The sequence below is a fragment of the Caulobacter sp. GW821-FHT10A06 genome (assembly GCF_059415805.1).
The window spans coordinates 86,099-103,000 of the sequence record NZ_JBWKNY010000001.1; the positions used below are offsets into that span (position 1 = coordinate 86,099).

Here is a 16,902-nt window from a genome sequence, read left to right on the forward strand (position 1 = left end):
AGCGTCGGGGCTCCGACAATAACGGCGTTCTAGGCGGCCGCCGAGATGCCGCGACCGATCATCACCGAGGCGACGCCGCGCAGCAGGGCGGCCGGGTCCAGGGGCTTGCCCAGCAGGCCGTCGAACAGCCGCTCGTCGATCCGCGCCGTGCCGTCGGCCGAGAAGGCGATCATCGGCGTCGCACGGTTGGGGCCGTCGCCGTCGCGGATGCGGCGGGCGGCCGTCTCGCCATCCATGACCGGCATGCGCTGGTCCATCAGGATCAGATCGAAGGCGCGGGTCTGGGCGATAGCCAGGGCCTCGGCCCCGTTGCCGGCTTCGGTCAGGTCGACCGACAGGCCGCGCAAAACCACCGACACCAGGTCGCGATTGACCGGATTGTCGTCGACCACCAGCACGCGGCACCCGGGGGCGCAGTCCGTTGTGCGTTCCGAAGCGGTCGGCGCCACGGGCGCGCCGATCACGGCGGCAGGCAGGTCGAACCAGAAGCATGAGCCTTCGCCGATCGTGCTCTCGACGCCGATCTCGCCGCCCATGGCCTCGACCAGGCCTTTGCAGATGGCCAGGCCCAGGCCTGTGCCGCCGTGGCGGCGCGTGGAGGAGCCGTCGACCTGCGAGAAGCGGACGAAGAGAGCATTCAGGCGATCAGCGGGAATGCCGGCGCCAGTGTCGCGCACGGCCAGGCGCAGGCGGCCATCGGCGTACGAAGCCTCGACGGCGACCTCGCCCTGGTCGGTGAACTTCACGGCGTTGCCCACGAGGTTCAGCAGGATCTGGCGCACGCGGTCGGCGGCCAGGTCCATGCTGGCGGGCAGGGCGGTCAGGCCCTGGCTGCGCAGCGCCACGCCCTTCTCGCCGGCTTGCAGGGTGAACAGGTCCAAGGTCTCGGCGACCAGGCCGGCCGGCGCGCAGGGCGCGCGGACGATCTCGACCTGGCCGGCTTCCAGCTTGGAGAAGTCCAGGATGTCGTTGACCGTCGACAGCAGGGCCTTGCCGGCGCTGGACACGCGCTCGACATAACGCTGAGTGGCCGGGGTCAGCTCGGGCTGTTCGGCGATCAGGCGCGAGAAGCCCAGCACGGCCGTCAGCGGCGTGCGCAGCTCGTGGCTCATGTTCGACAGGAACTCGGCCTTCACATTGGCCGCGGCCTCGGCCTCGGCGCGGGCGGCCTCCAGGGCCTCTTCCATCGCCTTGCGCGTGCTGATGTCGCGGATCACGTCCTGGATGCCGGTCATCACGCCGGCGTCGTTGAAGAACAGGGTCGGCTGGCCTTCCAGCCACAGCCATTGGCCGTCGCGCTTGCGACCGCGAAACTGCAGCGGCTCGGCCACCGCGCCAGGACCGGTGGCGATCAGGGCGGCATAGTAGGCCAGGACGCCGGGGACATCGTCGGGATGGGTCAGGTCGATGACCCGCCGGCCCATCAGCTCCTCGGGCTTGAAGCCCAGCATCGGCTTGCAGGCCGGCGACATGAAGGTGATCACGCCCTTGGCGTCCAGGCGCGAGATCATGTCGCTGGCGTTGTCGGCCATCAGGCGATAGCGGGCCTCGCTGTCGGCCAGGGCGTCGTCGATCGCCTTGCGGTCGGTGATGTCGCGGATCACGTCCGTCACCGCGTTGGGCTCGCCGGTCATCGGATCGCGGGTCAGCCTGGGCCGCGCCTCGACCCAACGCACCGAGCCGTCCTTGCGCACGATACGGTACTCGATGCTCCAGCCCGGCGGACCATAGAGGGCGCTGTCGAAGATCTCGGCCACGCGGGCGCGGTCCTCGGGGTGGATGAACTCCATGGCCAGGCGGCCGACAGCTTCTTCCGGCGCATAGCCCGAGATGGCGCGAACGGCGGGCGAGACATAGCTGAACCGGCCGTCCAGCCCCATGCGCGTGACCAGGTCGTTGGCGTTCTCGGTCAGCAGGCGATAGCGCTCGCCGGTCGCCTCAACCGCGCGCATGGCGTTGGAATAGTCGGTGACATCTTGCAGCAAGCCGAACAGGGCCGAGACCTCGCCGTGGTCGTCCAGTTCGCACAGGCCGCGCGCCATGACGTCACGGACCTCGCCGCTGGCCCGGATCAGCTGGACCCGCAGGTCAAAGCCGCCCTTCTGGGCGATCGCCCGCTCGATGCCCTGTTCCAGCACAGAGCGATGCGCTGGCGAGTAGTGGGTCAGGGAGCTTTCCACGGTCGGCGTGTAGGTGTCGGGGCTAAGGCCGAAGATCTGGAAAGTCTGGTCCGACCAGGACAGATGATTGGTGGCGATCTCGATGCGCCAGTGGCCGATGGCGGCCACGTTCTCGGCCAGCTCCAGCAGGCGCTGCTTTTCGGCGGTCTCGCGATGGGCCTTGGCCAGCTCGAACTCGTCGACGACGATGCGGGCCAGCAGCTTCAGGCGTTCCAGCTCGGTTTCCGCAGGGCGGGCGCGAGGCTTGTCGTCGATGACGCAGAGGGTGCCGAGGTTGTGGCCGTCCTTCGTCGTCAGCGTCGCGCCGGCATAGAAGCGGATGTCGGGCGCGCCGGTGACCAGCGGATTGTTGGCGAAGCGGGGATCCTGGGTGGCGTCCTCGACCACCATGACCGCCTCGGGGCCCATGGCGATGGCGTGGGCGCAGAAGGCGTCGCTGCGCGGGGTCGAATGGGCGTCCAGACCGACCTTGGCCTTGAACCACTGGCGTTCCTCGTCGACCAGCGAGACCAGCGAAATGGGCGTGTCGAACAGGTTGCCCGCCAGGTCGGTCAGGCGATCGATGGCCGCGTCCGCTGGGGTGTCCAGGACCTTGTAGGCCTTCAAAGCGGCCAAGCGCTGGGCTTCGCGAAGGTCCATGGGGTTAAGACGCGCCTCGATCCTACTAACAGTTGCTGGAGCGTACGAGGCGGGCGCCGTCATCGTCGTTAAAGGCGGGCGCGGCGGATTGGCGCAGGTCGGCGAACGGCGATTTGCAAAGAGGTGACGTTTGTCATGTCGGCCCGGTGACGGCCGGCACTGATGCGCTGGGCGAGGAGACGGCATGTTGGCTTCACTTCGAGGGAGCTGACCATGTCACCCAATCTTCCGCCGCCCATCGCGGCGATCTCCAAGGCGATCAAGCGGCGGGGCGCGACCCTGGCCCTGAACGGCCTGGACCTGATCATCCGCCCCGGCCAGTGCGTGGCCCTTTTGGGTCCCAACGGCGCGGGCAAGAGCACCAGCGTCGCCTTGCTGACCGGCCGCTTGCGCCCGGACACCGGCGAGGCGTTCCTGTTCGGCGGCGATCCGCGCGACGTGGCGGCCCGTGGCCGCATGGGCGTCATGCTGCAGGAGGCCGGCTTGCCGCGCACCTTGAGCGTCCGCGAGCAGATCGACCTGTTCCGGGGCTACTATCGCAAGCCCCGGCCGCTGGACGAGATCATCCGCCTGGCTGGCCTTGAGGGCCTGGAGCGCCGCCGCTGCGGCGCGCTATCGGGCGGCCAGCAGCGCCGCGTGCAGTTCGCCCTGGCCATCGCCGGAAAGCCGGACTTCCTCGTCCTGGACGAGCCGACCACCGGCATGGACATCGACGCCCGCCGTGCGCTGTGGACCGCCGTCAGGGCCGAGATCGCCCGGGGCTGCGCGGTGTTGCTGACCACCCATCACCTGGACGAGGCCGAGGCCCTGGCCGACCGCATCGTGGTCATCGATCATGGCCAGATCATCGCCGACGGTACGCCGGAAGCCATCAAGTCGCGGGTCTCCGGCGTGGCCATTCGCTGCCGCTCGCGCCTGTCGGACGCCGAGCTCTCGGGCCTGGCCCGTGTCACCGGCGTCAGCCGCGATGGCGGCCGCGTCACCCTGCTGACCACGTCGGCTCCCGCCACCCTGCGCGAGCTGCTGGCCCGCGACGAAACCGTCGATGACCTGACCGTCGCCGGCGCCTCGCTGGAGGACGCCGTCACCCGCCTGGTCGGAACCCAACGCCAAACCGAGGCCGCCTGAGATGCACACGCTGTCCGTCTATTTCCGTGAAGCCCGCGCCCAGGTCCTGGCCACCTGGCGCACCCCGCAGTTCCTGATCCCCAGCGTGGCCCTGCCGCTGCTGTTTTACGGGGTCATGGGCCTGGGCCTGAGCAAGGGGCGCGAGGAAGTCGCTCACTTCATGCTGGCCAACTATGTGATCTTCGCCGCCATCGCCCCGGCCATGTTCGGCTTCGGCGCCGCCGTCGCCGCCGAGCGCGAGGCCAAGCTGATCGAACTGAAGCAGATCGCGCCGCTGCCGGCCGGAGGCTATCTGATCGGCCGTCTGGCCGCCGCCTTGGCCCTGGTCGCGGCCTCCGTCGGCCTGTTGGGCGTGCTGGCCTGGTTCGGCGGGGTGAAGATGGAGCCGTGGCGCTGGGGCGCGACCCTGGGTCTGGGCCTGGCCTCGGCCATCCCGTTCGCCCTGATCGGCCTGAACGTCGGCCTGCGTTTCGGCTCGCAAGGCGCGACCGCCATCGCTAACCTGCTGTTCCTGGGTTTCTCGCTGTTTGGCGGCCTGTGGATGCCGCTGAACATGATGCCCGACTGGTTCACCCGCATCGCCAAGGTCATGCCGTCCTATCACCTGGGCCAGCTGTCGCAGATGTTGTCGGGCATGCAGCCGATGGCCGACGTCCAGCAGCACGTCTCGATCCTGGTCGCGATCAGCATCGCGGCCCTGGTCGGCGCCTGGGCGGCCTGGCGGCGGCAGGCGGCTTGACCGTGGAGAGGCCCGCGCGCGACATCGCCCAGATGGAGACCTCGACTCGCACCAGCGCCGCCCCCCTGGCGGATAGCCACAACCGGCGCCGCTGGAGCCTGGTCTTCCTGTCCTACGTGCCGTTCTACTTCATCTCGTGGATTTTCCGGAAACCCGGCGTCCTCGAGATCTCGGCCTCGATCGCGGGCGTCCTGGCCTTCCTGGCGCTGTTCTACGCGATCTGGCTGCGCAAGGGCCGGCCGGCGCTGTGGCAGGTGCTGGCGCTCTACGCCATCGGCCTGTCGCTGTCGGGCTTCAACACCGGTTGGAGTGTCTACACCATCTACGCCATGTCGTTCGCCTCGCGGATGGGCTCGCGGCGGATGGCGGTGCGGACCATGATCGGCATGGAGCTGGTGCTGCTGGCGCTGGGTCCGTTCTTCATGAACTACAACTGGCCGGTCTGGGCCTCGGGCGTATTGTTCGGCGGCATCACCGGTTTCGCCGGTCTGATGCAGGCCGACATCGAGCGCAAGAACGAGGAGCTGGCTTTGGCTCACGAAGAGGTCCGGGCGCTTGCCACCACGGCCGAGCGCGAGCGGATCTCCCGCGACCTGCACGACCTGCTGGGCCACACCCTGACGCTGGTGGCGGTGAAGGCTGAGTTGGCCGCCAAGCTGGTCAGCCGCGACGCCGAGGCCGCCGAGCGCGAGATGCAGTCGGTCGCCGCCGCGGCCCGCGAGGCGCTCGCGGAAGTCCGCACCGCCGTGGTCGGCATGAAGGGCGCCTCGCTGACCACCGAGCTGGAGCGCGCCAAGGTCGCCCTGGCCGCCGCCAACATCCAGGCCGAGGTCTCGGCCGCCGAGATCGACGGCTATCCCGGCCAGGAGGCGGTGCTGGCCATGGCCCTGCGCGAGGCCATCACCAATGTCATCCGCCACTCGGGCGCGACGCTGTGCAAGATCCGCGTGGCGCCGAGTCCCGTGGCCCTGACGCTCAGCATCGTCGATGACGGCAAGGGCGGGGGCCTGGCCGAGGGCTCGGGCCTGAAGGGCATGCGCACGCGGCTATCGGCGATCGGCGGCGACCTGGACATCGTATCGGACAAGAGCGGCACGCGCCTTGTGGCCACCGCACCTGTGGAGGCTTCCCAGTGATCCGCGTCGTCATCGCCGAAGACCAGAAGATGGTGCTGGGCGCCCTCAGCGCGCTGCTCGAGCTGGAGGGCGACATCCAGGTGGTCGGCCGCGCAGCCGACGGCGTTGAGGCGCTGGAGCTGGTGCGGTCCGAGAAGCCCGACGTGCTGATCTCCGACATCGAGATGCCGAACCTGACCGGCATTGATGTCGCCTCAAGGCTCAAGGCCGACGGGGCCAGCACACGGGTCCTGATCGTCACCACCTTCGGCCGGCCGGGCTATTTGCGCCGGGCCATGGAGGCGGGGGTGAAAGGCTACCTCCTGAAGGACGGCCCCAGCAGTGTGCTGGCCGCCGCCGTGCGCACCATTGCCTCGGGTGGCCGGGCCATCGCGCCGGAGCTGTCGGAATCGATCTGGGACGCCGCGCCGGACCCGTTGACCGACCGCGAGCGCGAGATCCTGCGCCTGGCCGAGGAGGGGCGTTCGAACAAGGACATCGCCGAGGTGCTGGACCTCTCGCCCGGCACCGTCCGCAACTACCTGTCCGAAGCGGCCCAGAAGCTGGGCGCGGCCAACCGCGTCGAGGCCGGCCGCATCGCCCGCTCCAACGGCTGGCTCTAGGGACCGCCGATCAGTTCTTTGGGATCGCCGTCCAGGTCGATGCGCTGGCGGACGATCTCCAGATGGTCGCCGGCGTCGCGCATCTCGTAGAGCTTGCCCCGCGCCCGCTTGAACGGCCGGTGGACGATCATCATCAGCTGGCCGTCGAAGCGGCGGAACAGCATGCCGTGGCCGCTGTCGTAGCGGACCAGAGGCTCCAGTTGCTCCCAGGGTCCGGCCAGGGTTCCGCTCTTCGAGCGCGCCTGGGACTGGACGTAGCCCTTGGCGTCATAGCTGGACCACAGCATCAGCAGGGTTCCGGAGCGGGTGCGGAACAGCTCCGGGCCGTCGGTGACATAGGCCTTGTCGCCCTCGGGCTGGGTCTGTCCCTTGGCCCACGGCGCGTCACTGGCTTTGAACAGGGTGATCGGTGGGCCGATAGGGACGAGGTCGGCGGAGACGGGCAGGGCCTCCATGGTCCCGTCGGTCGCCTGCAGCCATTCATGGGCGTAGACGAACCAGGTCTGGCTGCCTTCCTGGTACAGCGTGACATCCAGGGTCATGAGGTCCTTCGGCGCGACCGGCTCGCCTTGGCGGACCAGGGAGAAAGGGCCCTCAGGACGATCAGCGACAGCCAGAACCGTGCCGCGCCGATAGGGCGTGCGGGCGCCCGTCGGCGGCAGCTTAGCGGTCTCGTCATGGAAGGTGGTCAGCAGCGCCCAGCGGCCGTTCCAGGCATGGACCTCCGGCGCCCAGGCGCCGCCCTTGAACCAAGCGTCCTTGGGCGCGACGAACACCGCTTGCGGTTTGTCCCAAGCCTTCAGGTCGCGGCTGACATACATCATCGTCCCGAGGCCGGGCGTGCCGCTGACCGCCGGGACGTTCGAGGTGTAGAGCCGGTAGAGGCCCGCCTTCGTGTCCGCGACGATCCAGGGATCGTGCAGCGGCATCTCCGGCAGGCGCATCTGCGCCCGGACGGGAGAGACCGCCAGAGCGATCAGCAGCGCGAGCGCGAGAGCCCTCACGCGCGGCCCCAGAGACGCTCCCACTTCCAGCCGGTCAGGTCCTCGACGATCTTCTTGGACTCCTCGCTCTCGGCCTCGGTCGCGCCGGCGCGCAGGCGTTCGACCTCGTGGACCAGCACCGCATGGGTGCGGGCGTTGAGGTGGAAGCGCCACGAGATCAGCATGCCGGCGACCATCACCACCAACGGACCGCCGACCATGACCAGCACCAGGGCCTGGATGGCGAGCGGCGTCTGCACGGGCATCGGCTGGCCCTTGGCGGCCGAGACGAAGCCGCCCATGCCGATCAGGGTGGTGGTCACCAGGATCGCGCCGGACTGAGCAATCTTGCGCACGAAGGTCATGACCCCGGCGAAGATGCCCTCGCGACGCTGGCCGGTGACCGCTTCGTCGACGTCGGGCAGGTAGTTGTAGACGCCCCACGGCACGAAGTTCAGCGTGCCGCGGCCCAGGCCCGCCAGGATGATCGGCACGAACAGCCAGAACAGCACAGCCGGGCCGGCCTTGGCGCTGAAGATGTTGCCGCCCAGGCCCGCCACGCCCTCGGCGAAGCCCGCCGGCTTGATCAGGTAGAAGGCCAGGAACAGCAGCAGGGCCGCGCCCACGAAGCTGATGGCCATGCGGTAGGCGGCGGTCGGGCCCGTGCGGATGATGACGCGGATGGCGATCATCACCGAGATCAGCTGCGCCACATACATGGTCGTCATCAGCTGCGAGATCAGCAGGGTCGAGCCCAGCATCACCGTGGCCACGAACAGCGGGAAGGCGGTGTTGAAGATGTCCTGGCTGATGTAGCCGCCCAGATACAGCGACAGGTGCTGGCGGAAGGCCTTGATGCGCAGGGTCGAGAACAGGTCGCGGAACATGTTGACCGGGATCAGCGCCGCCTTGGACCAGTCCATGGGCTCGGGCTGGATCAGCTTTTCGGCCTCGGCGTAGGGGCGCTCCCACGACAGCAGCACGACGATCGTCACCACGATGCTGAACAGCACGCCGAAGATGCCCGCCATGATCAGGAAGGTGTTGGGCGAGTCCTTGCCGCCGAAGTGGCTGATGATCAGGGTCGGCAGGTACGAGGCCAGGATCGCCGAGCTCTGGGCGATCAGCATGCGGGCGCCCGCGAACTTGGCCTTTTCCTTGTAATCCTTGGTCATTTCCGCCGCGAGGGTTTCCCACGGGATCAGGAACATCGTGTACAGGAACTCGAAGAAGACGAAGGCCACCAGGTAGTAGGTGAAGGTCTGGCCCGTGACGAAGATCAGGGCGAAGGCCGGCAGCAGCGGGATGGTGATGATCAGGAAGATCTTCCGCCGTCCGATCTTACGCCCCACCCAGGTGTGGCGCAGGTTGTCGGAGATGTAGCCGATCAGCGGGCAGGTGATGGCTTCCAGCAGGCGCGGCAGGCCCAGGATCAGGCCCGTCTCGACCGGCGACAGCCCGCAGAAGGTGATGAAGAAGTAGGCCAGCCAGCCGGTGATCACGGCCTGAGCGCCGGCCCCCAGCATGTCGCCGGAGCCCCAGCCCCAATAGTTCACCCAGGTGGGTTTGCGGATGTCCGGCGTGGCCATGGTCGTCTCTAGTCCCTTTGAGGTGGGGTCTTGGCGCCCCTTACCGGTCCGACCTTGTGGCCGGACCGGATGATGTGGAGTGAGTTAGATGAAGGCGCGCTGGAACTCGCCCAGGGCCAGCATGGCCAGCGACTGGCCGTAAGGCATCGAGGTCAGCGGGATGTCCTTGTAGCCCTGGATCGTGTCGAACACCGGGGTGCCGAACGAGACCTGCTGCAGCTCGCCCTTGTCGTCGATATTGGCCAGCACGCCCTTGATGGCGCGGACGGCGACGGCTTCGTATTCCTTGCCGATATAGCGCTTACGGACGGCCTTCAGGACGCCGTAGGCGAAGCCGGCCGTGGCCGAGGCTTCCAGGTACGAAGTCTTGTCGTTGATGATCGTGTGCCAGAGGCCGGTGGCCTGGTCCTGATACTCGGTCAGGGCCTTGATCTGAGCCTCCAGGGCGTCGATCAGGAAGGCGCGCAGGCCATCGCCGGGCTTGAGGTCCAAGAGCTCGATGAACTCGGGGATGGCGATGGTCACCCAGCAGTTTCCGCGCGCCCACAGGGCGTCGGCGAAGTTGTGGCGGCCCTCGAAGGTCCAGCCGTGGAACCACAGGCCGGTCTTGCGGTCGGCCAGGTACTTGATGTGGACCATGAACTGGCGCTTGGCCTCCTCGACGAAGTCGGGCCGGTCCAGCAGCAGGCCGATCTTGGCCAGCGGCAGCACGCTCATCATCAGCGTGTCGTCCCACAGCTGCTGCGGGTTCTCGCTGTTGAAGACGATATGCTGGAAGCCGCCTTCCTCGGTGCGCGGGCCCTCGTACATGACGTAGTCGGCCCAGGTCTCCAGATAGGGGATGTAGGTGTGGTCGCCGGTGGCCTCGTAGAGGTAGGCCAGGGTCAGGAACGGCGAGACGGTGTTGATGTTCTTGGTCGGGGTGCCGGCCTCGAAGCGGTCGGCGAACCACTGGGTCATGATGTCGAAGGCGCGCTCGTCGCCGTGCATCTCGTACTGCTTCCACAGGCCGTAGAGGCCGACGCCGTGGGTCCATTCCCAGTCGTTCCAGCCCTTGGTGTCGATCACCCGGCCGTCGTCCAAGCGCAGCAGGAACTCGCCGGTCTCGTCGGTGATGTCGACAAGGTTGCTGATCAGCGAGGCGATCTTGGCCTTGATGTCCTTGGCGTCCAGGCCATGGGCGAGATTGGGCACGGTAGTCTCCAGGAGTTCGGTATCAGGGTTTGAAGTCGGGGGCGGGCACGCGGGCGACGGGGAGGCCGCCGCGCACGGTCCGCAGGTTCACGAGCTTGACGGCTTCCAGCGCGTCGCCGGGGGCGCCGTCGCTGGTCACTGCGAGCGCAATGGTGTTCTTGCCACGCGGATCGACGATGCCGTTGGGCAGGACGAAGGTCCGCTGCGGGCCGACATGGGCGATAAACTGGCCCATGTTCCAGCCATTGACGAAGATCAGCACGCGGTAGCGCTTGTTCGGCGAGCGCGGCTTGTCCGGATCGCCGATGGACAGCCCCAGGGTGGTGTCCTGGTCCTTGGGCAGGGCAAGGTCGAAGCTGGTGCGGTACCAGGTTGTGCCGGCGTAGGGCTTCGTATCGCCCATGTCGGCCTTGGCCCAGTTCGCATCCGGGAAGCCCGGCAGGTGCCAACCTTCACGCTCACCGTACTGGCCGCCGTTGTTGGGATTGCCGCGCACCGGATCCTGGATGTCTTCGCCGCCTTTGTTGCCCTGGATCTTCCAGGCGATCGGGACAGCGAAGCTGTAGGTTCCGGGGCCCGACAGTGAGGCCGAGACCAGGCCGCGGGCTTCCTTGTGGAAGTCGTCGGCGTCGAGGTCCCAGTTGTGGCCGTTGTTGCGGACCATGACCGACAGCACGTGCTCGCCGGTTTCGCGCAGGTCCGCGGGCAGCTTGAAGGTCGCCACGCCCGTGGTGATCGGGCGGGGCAGGCCGCCGTCCAGCTCGTGCTCGCCGAGGAAGCGGCCGTCCAGCCAGACCTGCAGCATCCCCGCGCCGCCGGCGCCGTAGTGCAGGGTCAGGGTGTCGATATCGGCCTGGCCCTGGTAGCGGCCGCGATACCAGACATCGCCCTGGTGGAAGCCGTAGGTGCTCATGTCCAAGGCCGGCTGACCCGTCGGGCCACGCACGGTCGAGCCGCTGCGGCGGCCTTCGGTCTTCATCCAGGCGGCGTCGTCGAACTTTGGATCGGCCTCCGGCGAGCCGGGGGCGGTCTTCCAGGTCAGTTGGGCCAAGTCGGGCAGGGTGATCGCGCCCGGACCCGCCAAGGCCTTGTCGGCCAGCAGGCTGCCCGAGGCGGTGGTCTTGGCTGCGACCTTGGCTCCGTTCCAGCGGATGGACGTCACGGTCTTGGGTGCGAAGACTTCCAGGGGGCTGTCGGTCTCGGTGTCGCCGGTGAGCGAGAGGACGCCGCCTTTGATCGGCGCGCTGCGGACCAGGCCCGGACCGCGCACCAGCACCTCGTCGCGCCGCCAGAAGGTCTGGCCGGTCTCGGCGTCGGCCAGCAGCAGGATCAGGGGCGGACGACCGCCGCCGGTGATCCGCACGCGGGTCAAGCCCTTGTGGGCGTAGGTCAGCTTCAGGTCGCCCTTGGCGGCGCCGAAAGCCGATGTGACCTCACCTTCCAGCACTTCGACCTTGGGCGCGGACGCATAGCGCAGCACGGTTTCGCCCTGCTCGCCGGCGCGGCCGTAAAGCAGGGCGATGTCGCCGCCGTCCTGCTTCAAGTGCGTCTGGATCTCGGAGGTCGAATAGACCAGCCGCTGGCCGCCCAGGTCGTAGCTGGCCATCAGCATCTTGCTGTCCTGGCCCTTGATCCGCGAGGGGACCACGTATTCGCCGTCGCGGGTCTTCAGCTTGAAGGTGAAGGCCTCGTCGCCCGTGGCGCTGCTGGGATTGTGAACCACCACATACAGGTGCCCGCCCGTCTCGGGATTCACATTGTGATAGACGCGGACCTTGTCGTTCGACGGGACGACGGCCTCGCCCTTGTCCATGCGGGTCAGGTCCGGGACGGCGGCGATGAACTCGCCCATCTGCTTCATCACGCGGATCTTGTCGCGCAGGCCCCGGGTCTCGTCGATGGCCGAGCCGTAATCGTACGAGGTGAACACCACCGGGGCCGGCAGCCAGCCCCAGCTGGTTCCGCCATAGGTCATGTAGAAGCTTTGCAGCGTCAGGCCGTTGGCGATGTTGGTCCCGTAGAACACACGCTGATAGCCGACGCCGCGGTGGATGGCGGTGCAGTCGTAGTCGCCGTTGCTGCCCCAGTAGTCGAACCAGCCGCCGCCGAACTCGGCCAGGAAGCCGGGGGTATTCGGGCTGGCGAGAGCGCCGCCCTTCGCGCCGTTCGCGCCATAGATCCCCCAGTCGGGCGCGACGCCCGGACTGGCCGGCTTGCTGTCGACCCGGCAGTTTCCGCCTGGATAGCCGTCGAAGGCGTAGAGATCGTTGGGGCCTTCCACCGTGCCCGGCACGTTCGAGCCCTTGGGCACCCAGTAGCCGTTGCGGCCCTTGTCGTTGTGGAAGATCGGGACGGTGATCCCGTCGGCCTTGGCCTTGTCGTACAGCCACTGCATGTAGCGCTGCTGCGGGGCGCCGACGACGTCCAGCTCGTTCTCGATCTGGTGGGCGATCACCGTGCCCTGGCCGGTGGTCAGTTGGTGGCGAGCGATGACGGCGTTGATGCGGGTCAGCCACTCGTCCGAGGCCTGGATATATTCCGGCGCGTCGGTGCGGGCGCGGGCCGCTTGATTGACCATCCAGCCGGGGAAGCCGCCTCGGGTCAGCTCAGCGTTCACGTAGGGCCCGGCGCGAGTGATGACGTACAGGCCTTCTTCCTTGGCCATGGTCAGCACGCGGTCCATGTCGCGCACGCCGCTGAAGTCGTAGACCCCCTGCTTGGGCGAGTGGTAGCCCCAGTCGAAATAGATCGCGACGGTGTTGTAGCCGCTAGCCTTCATCTTCTGGAGGATGTCGCGCCAGAGATCCGGGCTGGGCACGCGGAAGGGGTGGAACTCGCCGCCCCACGAGAAGATGCGCTGGCCGTCGACCTTCAGGGAGTACTTGTCCCAGGTGATCTTGTGGGCTTCGGCAGGCTTGGCGACGGCGGCTTGGTCACCGCCTTCCTTCAGCACCGTGAAGTGGCGCACCGTGCCGGAAAGCTCAGGCAGTTCAGCCTTTTGGCTCCAGGTCCTGAAGCCGTCCTTGCTGTCGGAGTACCAATAGCGCTTGGCCATGTACTCGTCGAAATAGATCCGCCAGGCGCCGTCGGGCGTGCGGCTCATGGCCGGGCCTTCCAGGTAGCGACCCCAGCCGGCCCAGTCGCCCGTGCCCTTCGGCGCCCACGGCCCGTCCAGCGACGGAGCGGTGTAGAGCTCGATGAACTTGGTCGTCTCGTTCTTGGCGAAGGCCTGGTACTGACCGTCTTGGCGCACCACGAACGTGTCGATGAAGTTCGGACCCAGGCCCGACAGCACCTTGGGCGCGCTCCAGCTGGCCAGCGAGGCGTCGGACGCGGTGATGCGGTAGGGCTGGAACTGGCCGGCGATGCCGGTGGTCGAGACCGACAGGATCAGGCTGATCGACCCGTCCTGGTCGACGAACCACTCCGGCGCCCAGCTGTTGGTCGCGCCGGCGACGTCGATCTTCACGTCGCGCAGGAAGGTCCAGTCGGTCAGGTCCCGGCTGCGGGCCAGGCCGATCGTGTCGCCGGTCCAGCCGGTGGTGTAGGCGACGTAGTACCAGCCGTCCGTATGCTTCATCACGCTGGGATCGCGGATGAGCCCCTTGGGCGGGGTGTAGGCCAGCGGCTTCTTCAGCGTGAAGCGCGTCCCGTCGGCCGAGTCGTACACGCTCATGTTCGACTGGCTGGCGTTGGTGAACGCCGTCATCGTGTAGCGGACGGGCTCAGCCAGCGACGAGGTCGCCAGCAGCGCCGTCACGAGGCCAAGAGCGGGGAGGGCGCGCATACTCAGCCCTCGAAGTAGAAGACGGGCTTCAGCGGCCACTCGACGGGCTTGTTGTCGGGATGGACCTCCATCAGGTCCGCCATGAAGTCCCACCAGCGCTTCATCACCGGCTGCAGCGGCAGGGCGTCCTTCTTGTTGTCCGGCCGCAGGCGCAGCACGGCGAAGAGGCTCATGGTCTCTTCGTCCAGGAAGATCGAATAGTCGTGGATGCCCGCGTCGCGCAGGGCTTCGGCCAAGTCGGGCCAGAGCTCATCGTGGCGGCGCTCGTACTCGGCGGCCACGCCTGGCTTCAGCTGCATGCGGAAGGCGAGGGGGCGGCTTTCCGTCGTCGTGCTCATCGTCTTCCTCCTGATGTCGTTCTTGTTGTTTTTGGTTAGTTGGTCAGGCGGTAGATCCGCCTGGCTGTCCCGGCGAACAGCGCCTCGCGCTCGTCATCACTGAAGCCCGCCGTGATCGCGTCATAGGCGGCGTAGAAGCCGCCGAAGCTGCCGTGCGCCCGCTCGACCGGGAAGTTGCTGGCGAACATGCAGCGCTCGATCCCGAAGGTCTCGATGACCTGCAGGACGAAAGGCTTGAGGCTGGCAGTGGTCCATGACCGGTCGACCATGGCCAGGCCCGAGATCTTGCACGAGACGTTCGGACGCTTGGCCAGCGTCGCGAGACCCTCGCGCCAGGCGGCAAGCCCAGCCTCGTCGCGGTCGGTCGGCATGCCGGCGTGGTTGACGATCAGCGGGATGTCCGGATGGGCGTCGGCCAGCGCGGCCGCTGTCGCCATCTGTGAGGCGTAGAGCTGCAGGTCGAACGACAGGTCGTACTTGGCCAGCAGGGCGAAGCCCTTGCGCCATTGCGGGTCCTGGAGTTTGTCGCTCGGGCTGTAGGTCTTGGTCGGGTCCTCGTGCCAGTTGACGATCTGGCGGATGCCCCGGACGGCCTTACGCGCGGCATGGGCCGCCAGCATCGCCTCGACGTCCGGATCATCCAGGTTGGCCCCGGCGACGATGCCGCCGATCACGCCGCGCTGGTCGGCGATGCTCTGGAGCCAGTCAGTTTCGGACAGCTGGTCCTTGGGCGGTAGGCCGCATTCGACGTGCACGACCTGGACGACGTTCCAGCCCTTCGCATCGGCCAGATAGTCATCCAGGAGGTAGGACTTGTAGGCGATCCCGGACATGTCGCCGGCCGGGTTGTTCGGCAGCGGCGTGTCCTGGAGCCAGGCGTAATAGTGCCGATCGAGGTCCCACAGATGCATGTGGGGATCGACGATGGGGCCCGTGTACGCCATGGCTCCAGTACTCCTAGAACGTGGTCCGGCCGCCGGAGGTGTCGAAGGTCGAAGCAGTGGTGAAGCTGCACTCCTCCGACGCCATGAAGCAGACCATGGCGGCGCTCTCGTGGATCTCGCCCAGGCGGCCCATCGGGATCTTGCCCTTCATGTACTCGACCTGGCTGGCGGGCAGTTGCTCCAGGATCGGGCTCTCGAAGGTGGCAGGGGTCAGGCTGTTGACGATGACGCCTTTGGTGGCCAGTTCCTTGCCCAGCGACTTGGTCAGGCCGATCACCGCCGCCTTCGACGCCGAATAGGCGCCGGCGTTGGGGTTGCCTTCCTTGCCGGCCACCGAGGCGACATTGACGATCCGGCCGTAGCCTTGGGCGATCATCAGCGGCGCGATCGACTTGCAGCAGTAGAAGACGCCGTTGACGTTGATGTCGAAGACACGCTTCCAGCTGTCGGTCGGATACTCGTACACCGGGGCGGTAGCGCCGGTGATGCCGGCCGAGGCGACCAGGATGTCGACGCGGCCCAGGGCGGCATTGGCGGCTTGGCCAGCGGCCAGGACGGCGGCTTCGTCCGAGACGTCCAGCGCGACGGTGTGGGTCGCGCCCACTTCCTCGGCGGCGGCCTTCAGGCCATCGGCGTCAAGGTCCCACAGCGAGACCTGGCCGCCCTCGGCGACGATGCGTGCGGCCACGGCCTTGCCCAGGCCCGAGGCGCCGCCGGTGACGACCGCGACGCGGCCGGCGAAACGATTGGGATAAATCTTGGAAGAGGAGATGGGGCTCACTGGGCGCCGTCCTTCGACCATGCGACGACGATCTGGCGCTGCTCGCCCAGCTTCTCGATGCCCAGGCGGATCTCGTCGCCGGCCTTCAGGTAGACGGGCTCGGGCTTCTGGCCCATGCCGACGCCGGGCGGGGTGCCGGTGGTGATCAGGTCGCCCGGCTCCAGCGTCATGAACTCGCTGATGTACGAGACCAGCTTGCTGATCGGGAAGATCATGGTCTTGGACGAGCCGTCCTGCTTGCGCTGGCCGTTGACGTCCAGCCACATGCCCAGGTTCTGCGGATCGCCGACCTCGTCCGAGGTGACCATCCACGGGCCGACCGGGCCAAAGGTGTCGCAACCCTTGCCCTTGTCCCAGGTGCCGCCGCGCTCGATCTGGAAGGCGCGTTCGGAGACGTCGTTGATCAGGACGTAGCCGGCGACATAGTCGAGGGCTTCGTCTTCCGAGACGTACGAAGCGCGCGAGCCGATCACGACGCCCAGCTCGACTTCCCAGTCGGTCTTTTCCGAACCGCGCGGGATCATGACGTTGTCGTTCGGACCGGTCAGGCAGCTGACGGCCTTGGTGAACAGGACGGGCTCGGCCGGGATCGGCAGGTTCGACTCGGCGGCGTGGTCGGCGAAGTTCAGGCCCACGGCGATGAACTTGCTGACGCCGTTCACCGGCACGCCGTAGCGGGGCGAGCCTTCGACGACGGGCAGGGTGGCCGGGTCGATGGCGGCCAGGGCCTTCAGGCTGGCCGGCGACAGCTGGGCGCCGGTGATGTCGGCCACGTGACCCGACAGGTCACGGATCTTGCCTTCGGCGTCGAGCAGGCCGGGCTTCTCGGCGCCCTTGGGGCCGTAGCGGAGCAGTTTCATGG

The 16,902-nt window shown here is 67.6% G+C and carries 13 protein-coding genes; 4 read left to right on the plus strand and 9 right to left on the minus strand.

Translation table 11 applies throughout. The annotated features are described in order from the left end of the window. Positions 1 to 29 precede the first annotated feature (29 nt). The gene (locus tag AC07NF_RS00355; RefSeq protein ID WP_494632622.1) at positions 30 to 2,819 is read right to left on the minus strand and encodes a PAS domain S-box protein; all 2,790 of its coding nucleotides are present in this window, start codon (positions 2,817 to 2,819) and stop codon (positions 30 to 32) included. A 213-nt stretch (positions 2,820 to 3,032) separates the two neighbouring features. Between AC07NF_RS00355 and AC07NF_RS00360 the strand changes: the two genes are divergently transcribed. Genes AC07NF_RS00360 through AC07NF_RS00375 form a run of 4 tightly spaced genes read left to right on the plus strand, consistent with a single transcriptional unit; the run spans position 3,033 to position 6,424 of the window. Further along, a complete protein-coding gene (locus tag AC07NF_RS00360; RefSeq protein ID WP_494632617.1) occupies positions 3,033 to 3,947 on the plus strand; it encodes an ABC transporter ATP-binding protein in 915 nt (304 codons plus the stop codon). Position 3,948: 1 nt separating this feature from the next. Next, the gene (locus tag AC07NF_RS00365; RefSeq protein WP_494632611.1) at positions 3,949 to 4,686 is read left to right on the plus strand and encodes an ABC transporter permease; all 738 of its coding nucleotides are present in this window, start codon (positions 3,949 to 3,951) and stop codon (positions 4,684 to 4,686) included. 2 nt (positions 4,687 to 4,688) lie between these two features. Next, on the plus strand, positions 4,689 to 5,822 hold the full coding sequence (locus tag AC07NF_RS00370) for a sensor histidine kinase (protein ID WP_494632607.1): 1,134 nt from the start codon (positions 4,689 to 4,691) through the stop codon (positions 5,820 to 5,822). After that, positions 5,819 to 6,424, plus strand: coding sequence for a response regulator transcription factor (locus tag AC07NF_RS00375; protein ID WP_494632603.1), 606 nt, complete (start codon positions 5,819 to 5,821; stop codon positions 6,422 to 6,424). The genes AC07NF_RS00370 and AC07NF_RS00375 overlap by 4 nt, the downstream gene beginning before the upstream one ends. Here the strand turns inward: AC07NF_RS00375 and AC07NF_RS00380 are convergent. The 8 genes from AC07NF_RS00380 to AC07NF_RS00415 form a co-directional block, all read right to left on the minus strand. Beyond that, entirely contained in the window at positions 6,421 to 7,428 is a 1,008-nt protein-coding gene (locus AC07NF_RS00380; protein WP_494632597.1) for a glycoside hydrolase family 43 protein, read from the minus strand. The genes AC07NF_RS00375 and AC07NF_RS00380 overlap by 4 nt on opposite strands. Further along, a complete protein-coding gene (locus tag AC07NF_RS00385; protein ID WP_494632592.1) occupies positions 7,425 to 8,996 on the minus strand; it encodes an MFS transporter in 1,572 nt (523 codons plus the stop codon). The genes AC07NF_RS00380 and AC07NF_RS00385 overlap by 4 nt, the downstream gene beginning before the upstream one ends. Before the next feature lie 84 nt (positions 8,997 to 9,080). Then, a complete protein-coding gene (gene bglB, locus AC07NF_RS00390; RefSeq protein WP_494632589.1) occupies positions 9,081 to 10,190 on the minus strand; it encodes a beta-galactosidase BglB in 1,110 nt (369 codons plus the stop codon). A 22-nt stretch (positions 10,191 to 10,212) separates the two neighbouring features. Further along, entirely contained in the window at positions 10,213 to 13,977 is a 3,765-nt protein-coding gene (locus AC07NF_RS00395; protein ID WP_494632587.1) for a beta-galactosidase, read from the minus strand. Positions 13,978 to 13,979: 2 nt separating this feature from the next. Continuing rightward, positions 13,980 to 14,315 (minus strand): L-rhamnose mutarotase, encoded by a 336-nt coding sequence (gene rhaM, locus AC07NF_RS00400; protein ID WP_492859724.1) that lies wholly within the window; start codon positions 14,313 to 14,315, stop codon positions 13,980 to 13,982. A 35-nt stretch (positions 14,316 to 14,350) separates the two neighbouring features. Next, entirely contained in the window at positions 14,351 to 15,259 is a 909-nt protein-coding gene (locus AC07NF_RS00405; protein WP_494632581.1) for an amidohydrolase family protein, read from the minus strand. A gap of 13 nt (positions 15,260 to 15,272) precedes the next feature. After that, complete coding sequence (locus tag AC07NF_RS00410; RefSeq protein ID WP_494655316.1) at positions 15,273 to 16,040, minus strand: SDR family NAD(P)-dependent oxidoreductase; 768 nt, start codon at positions 16,038 to 16,040, stop codon at positions 15,273 to 15,275. Further along, entirely contained in the window at positions 16,037 to 16,900 is an 864-nt protein-coding gene (locus AC07NF_RS00415; protein ID WP_494632576.1) for a 2,4-didehydro-3-deoxy-L-rhamnonate hydrolase, read from the minus strand. Before AC07NF_RS00415 ends, AC07NF_RS00410 begins: the two co-directional genes overlap by 4 nt. Positions 16,901 to 16,902 lie beyond the last annotated feature (2 nt).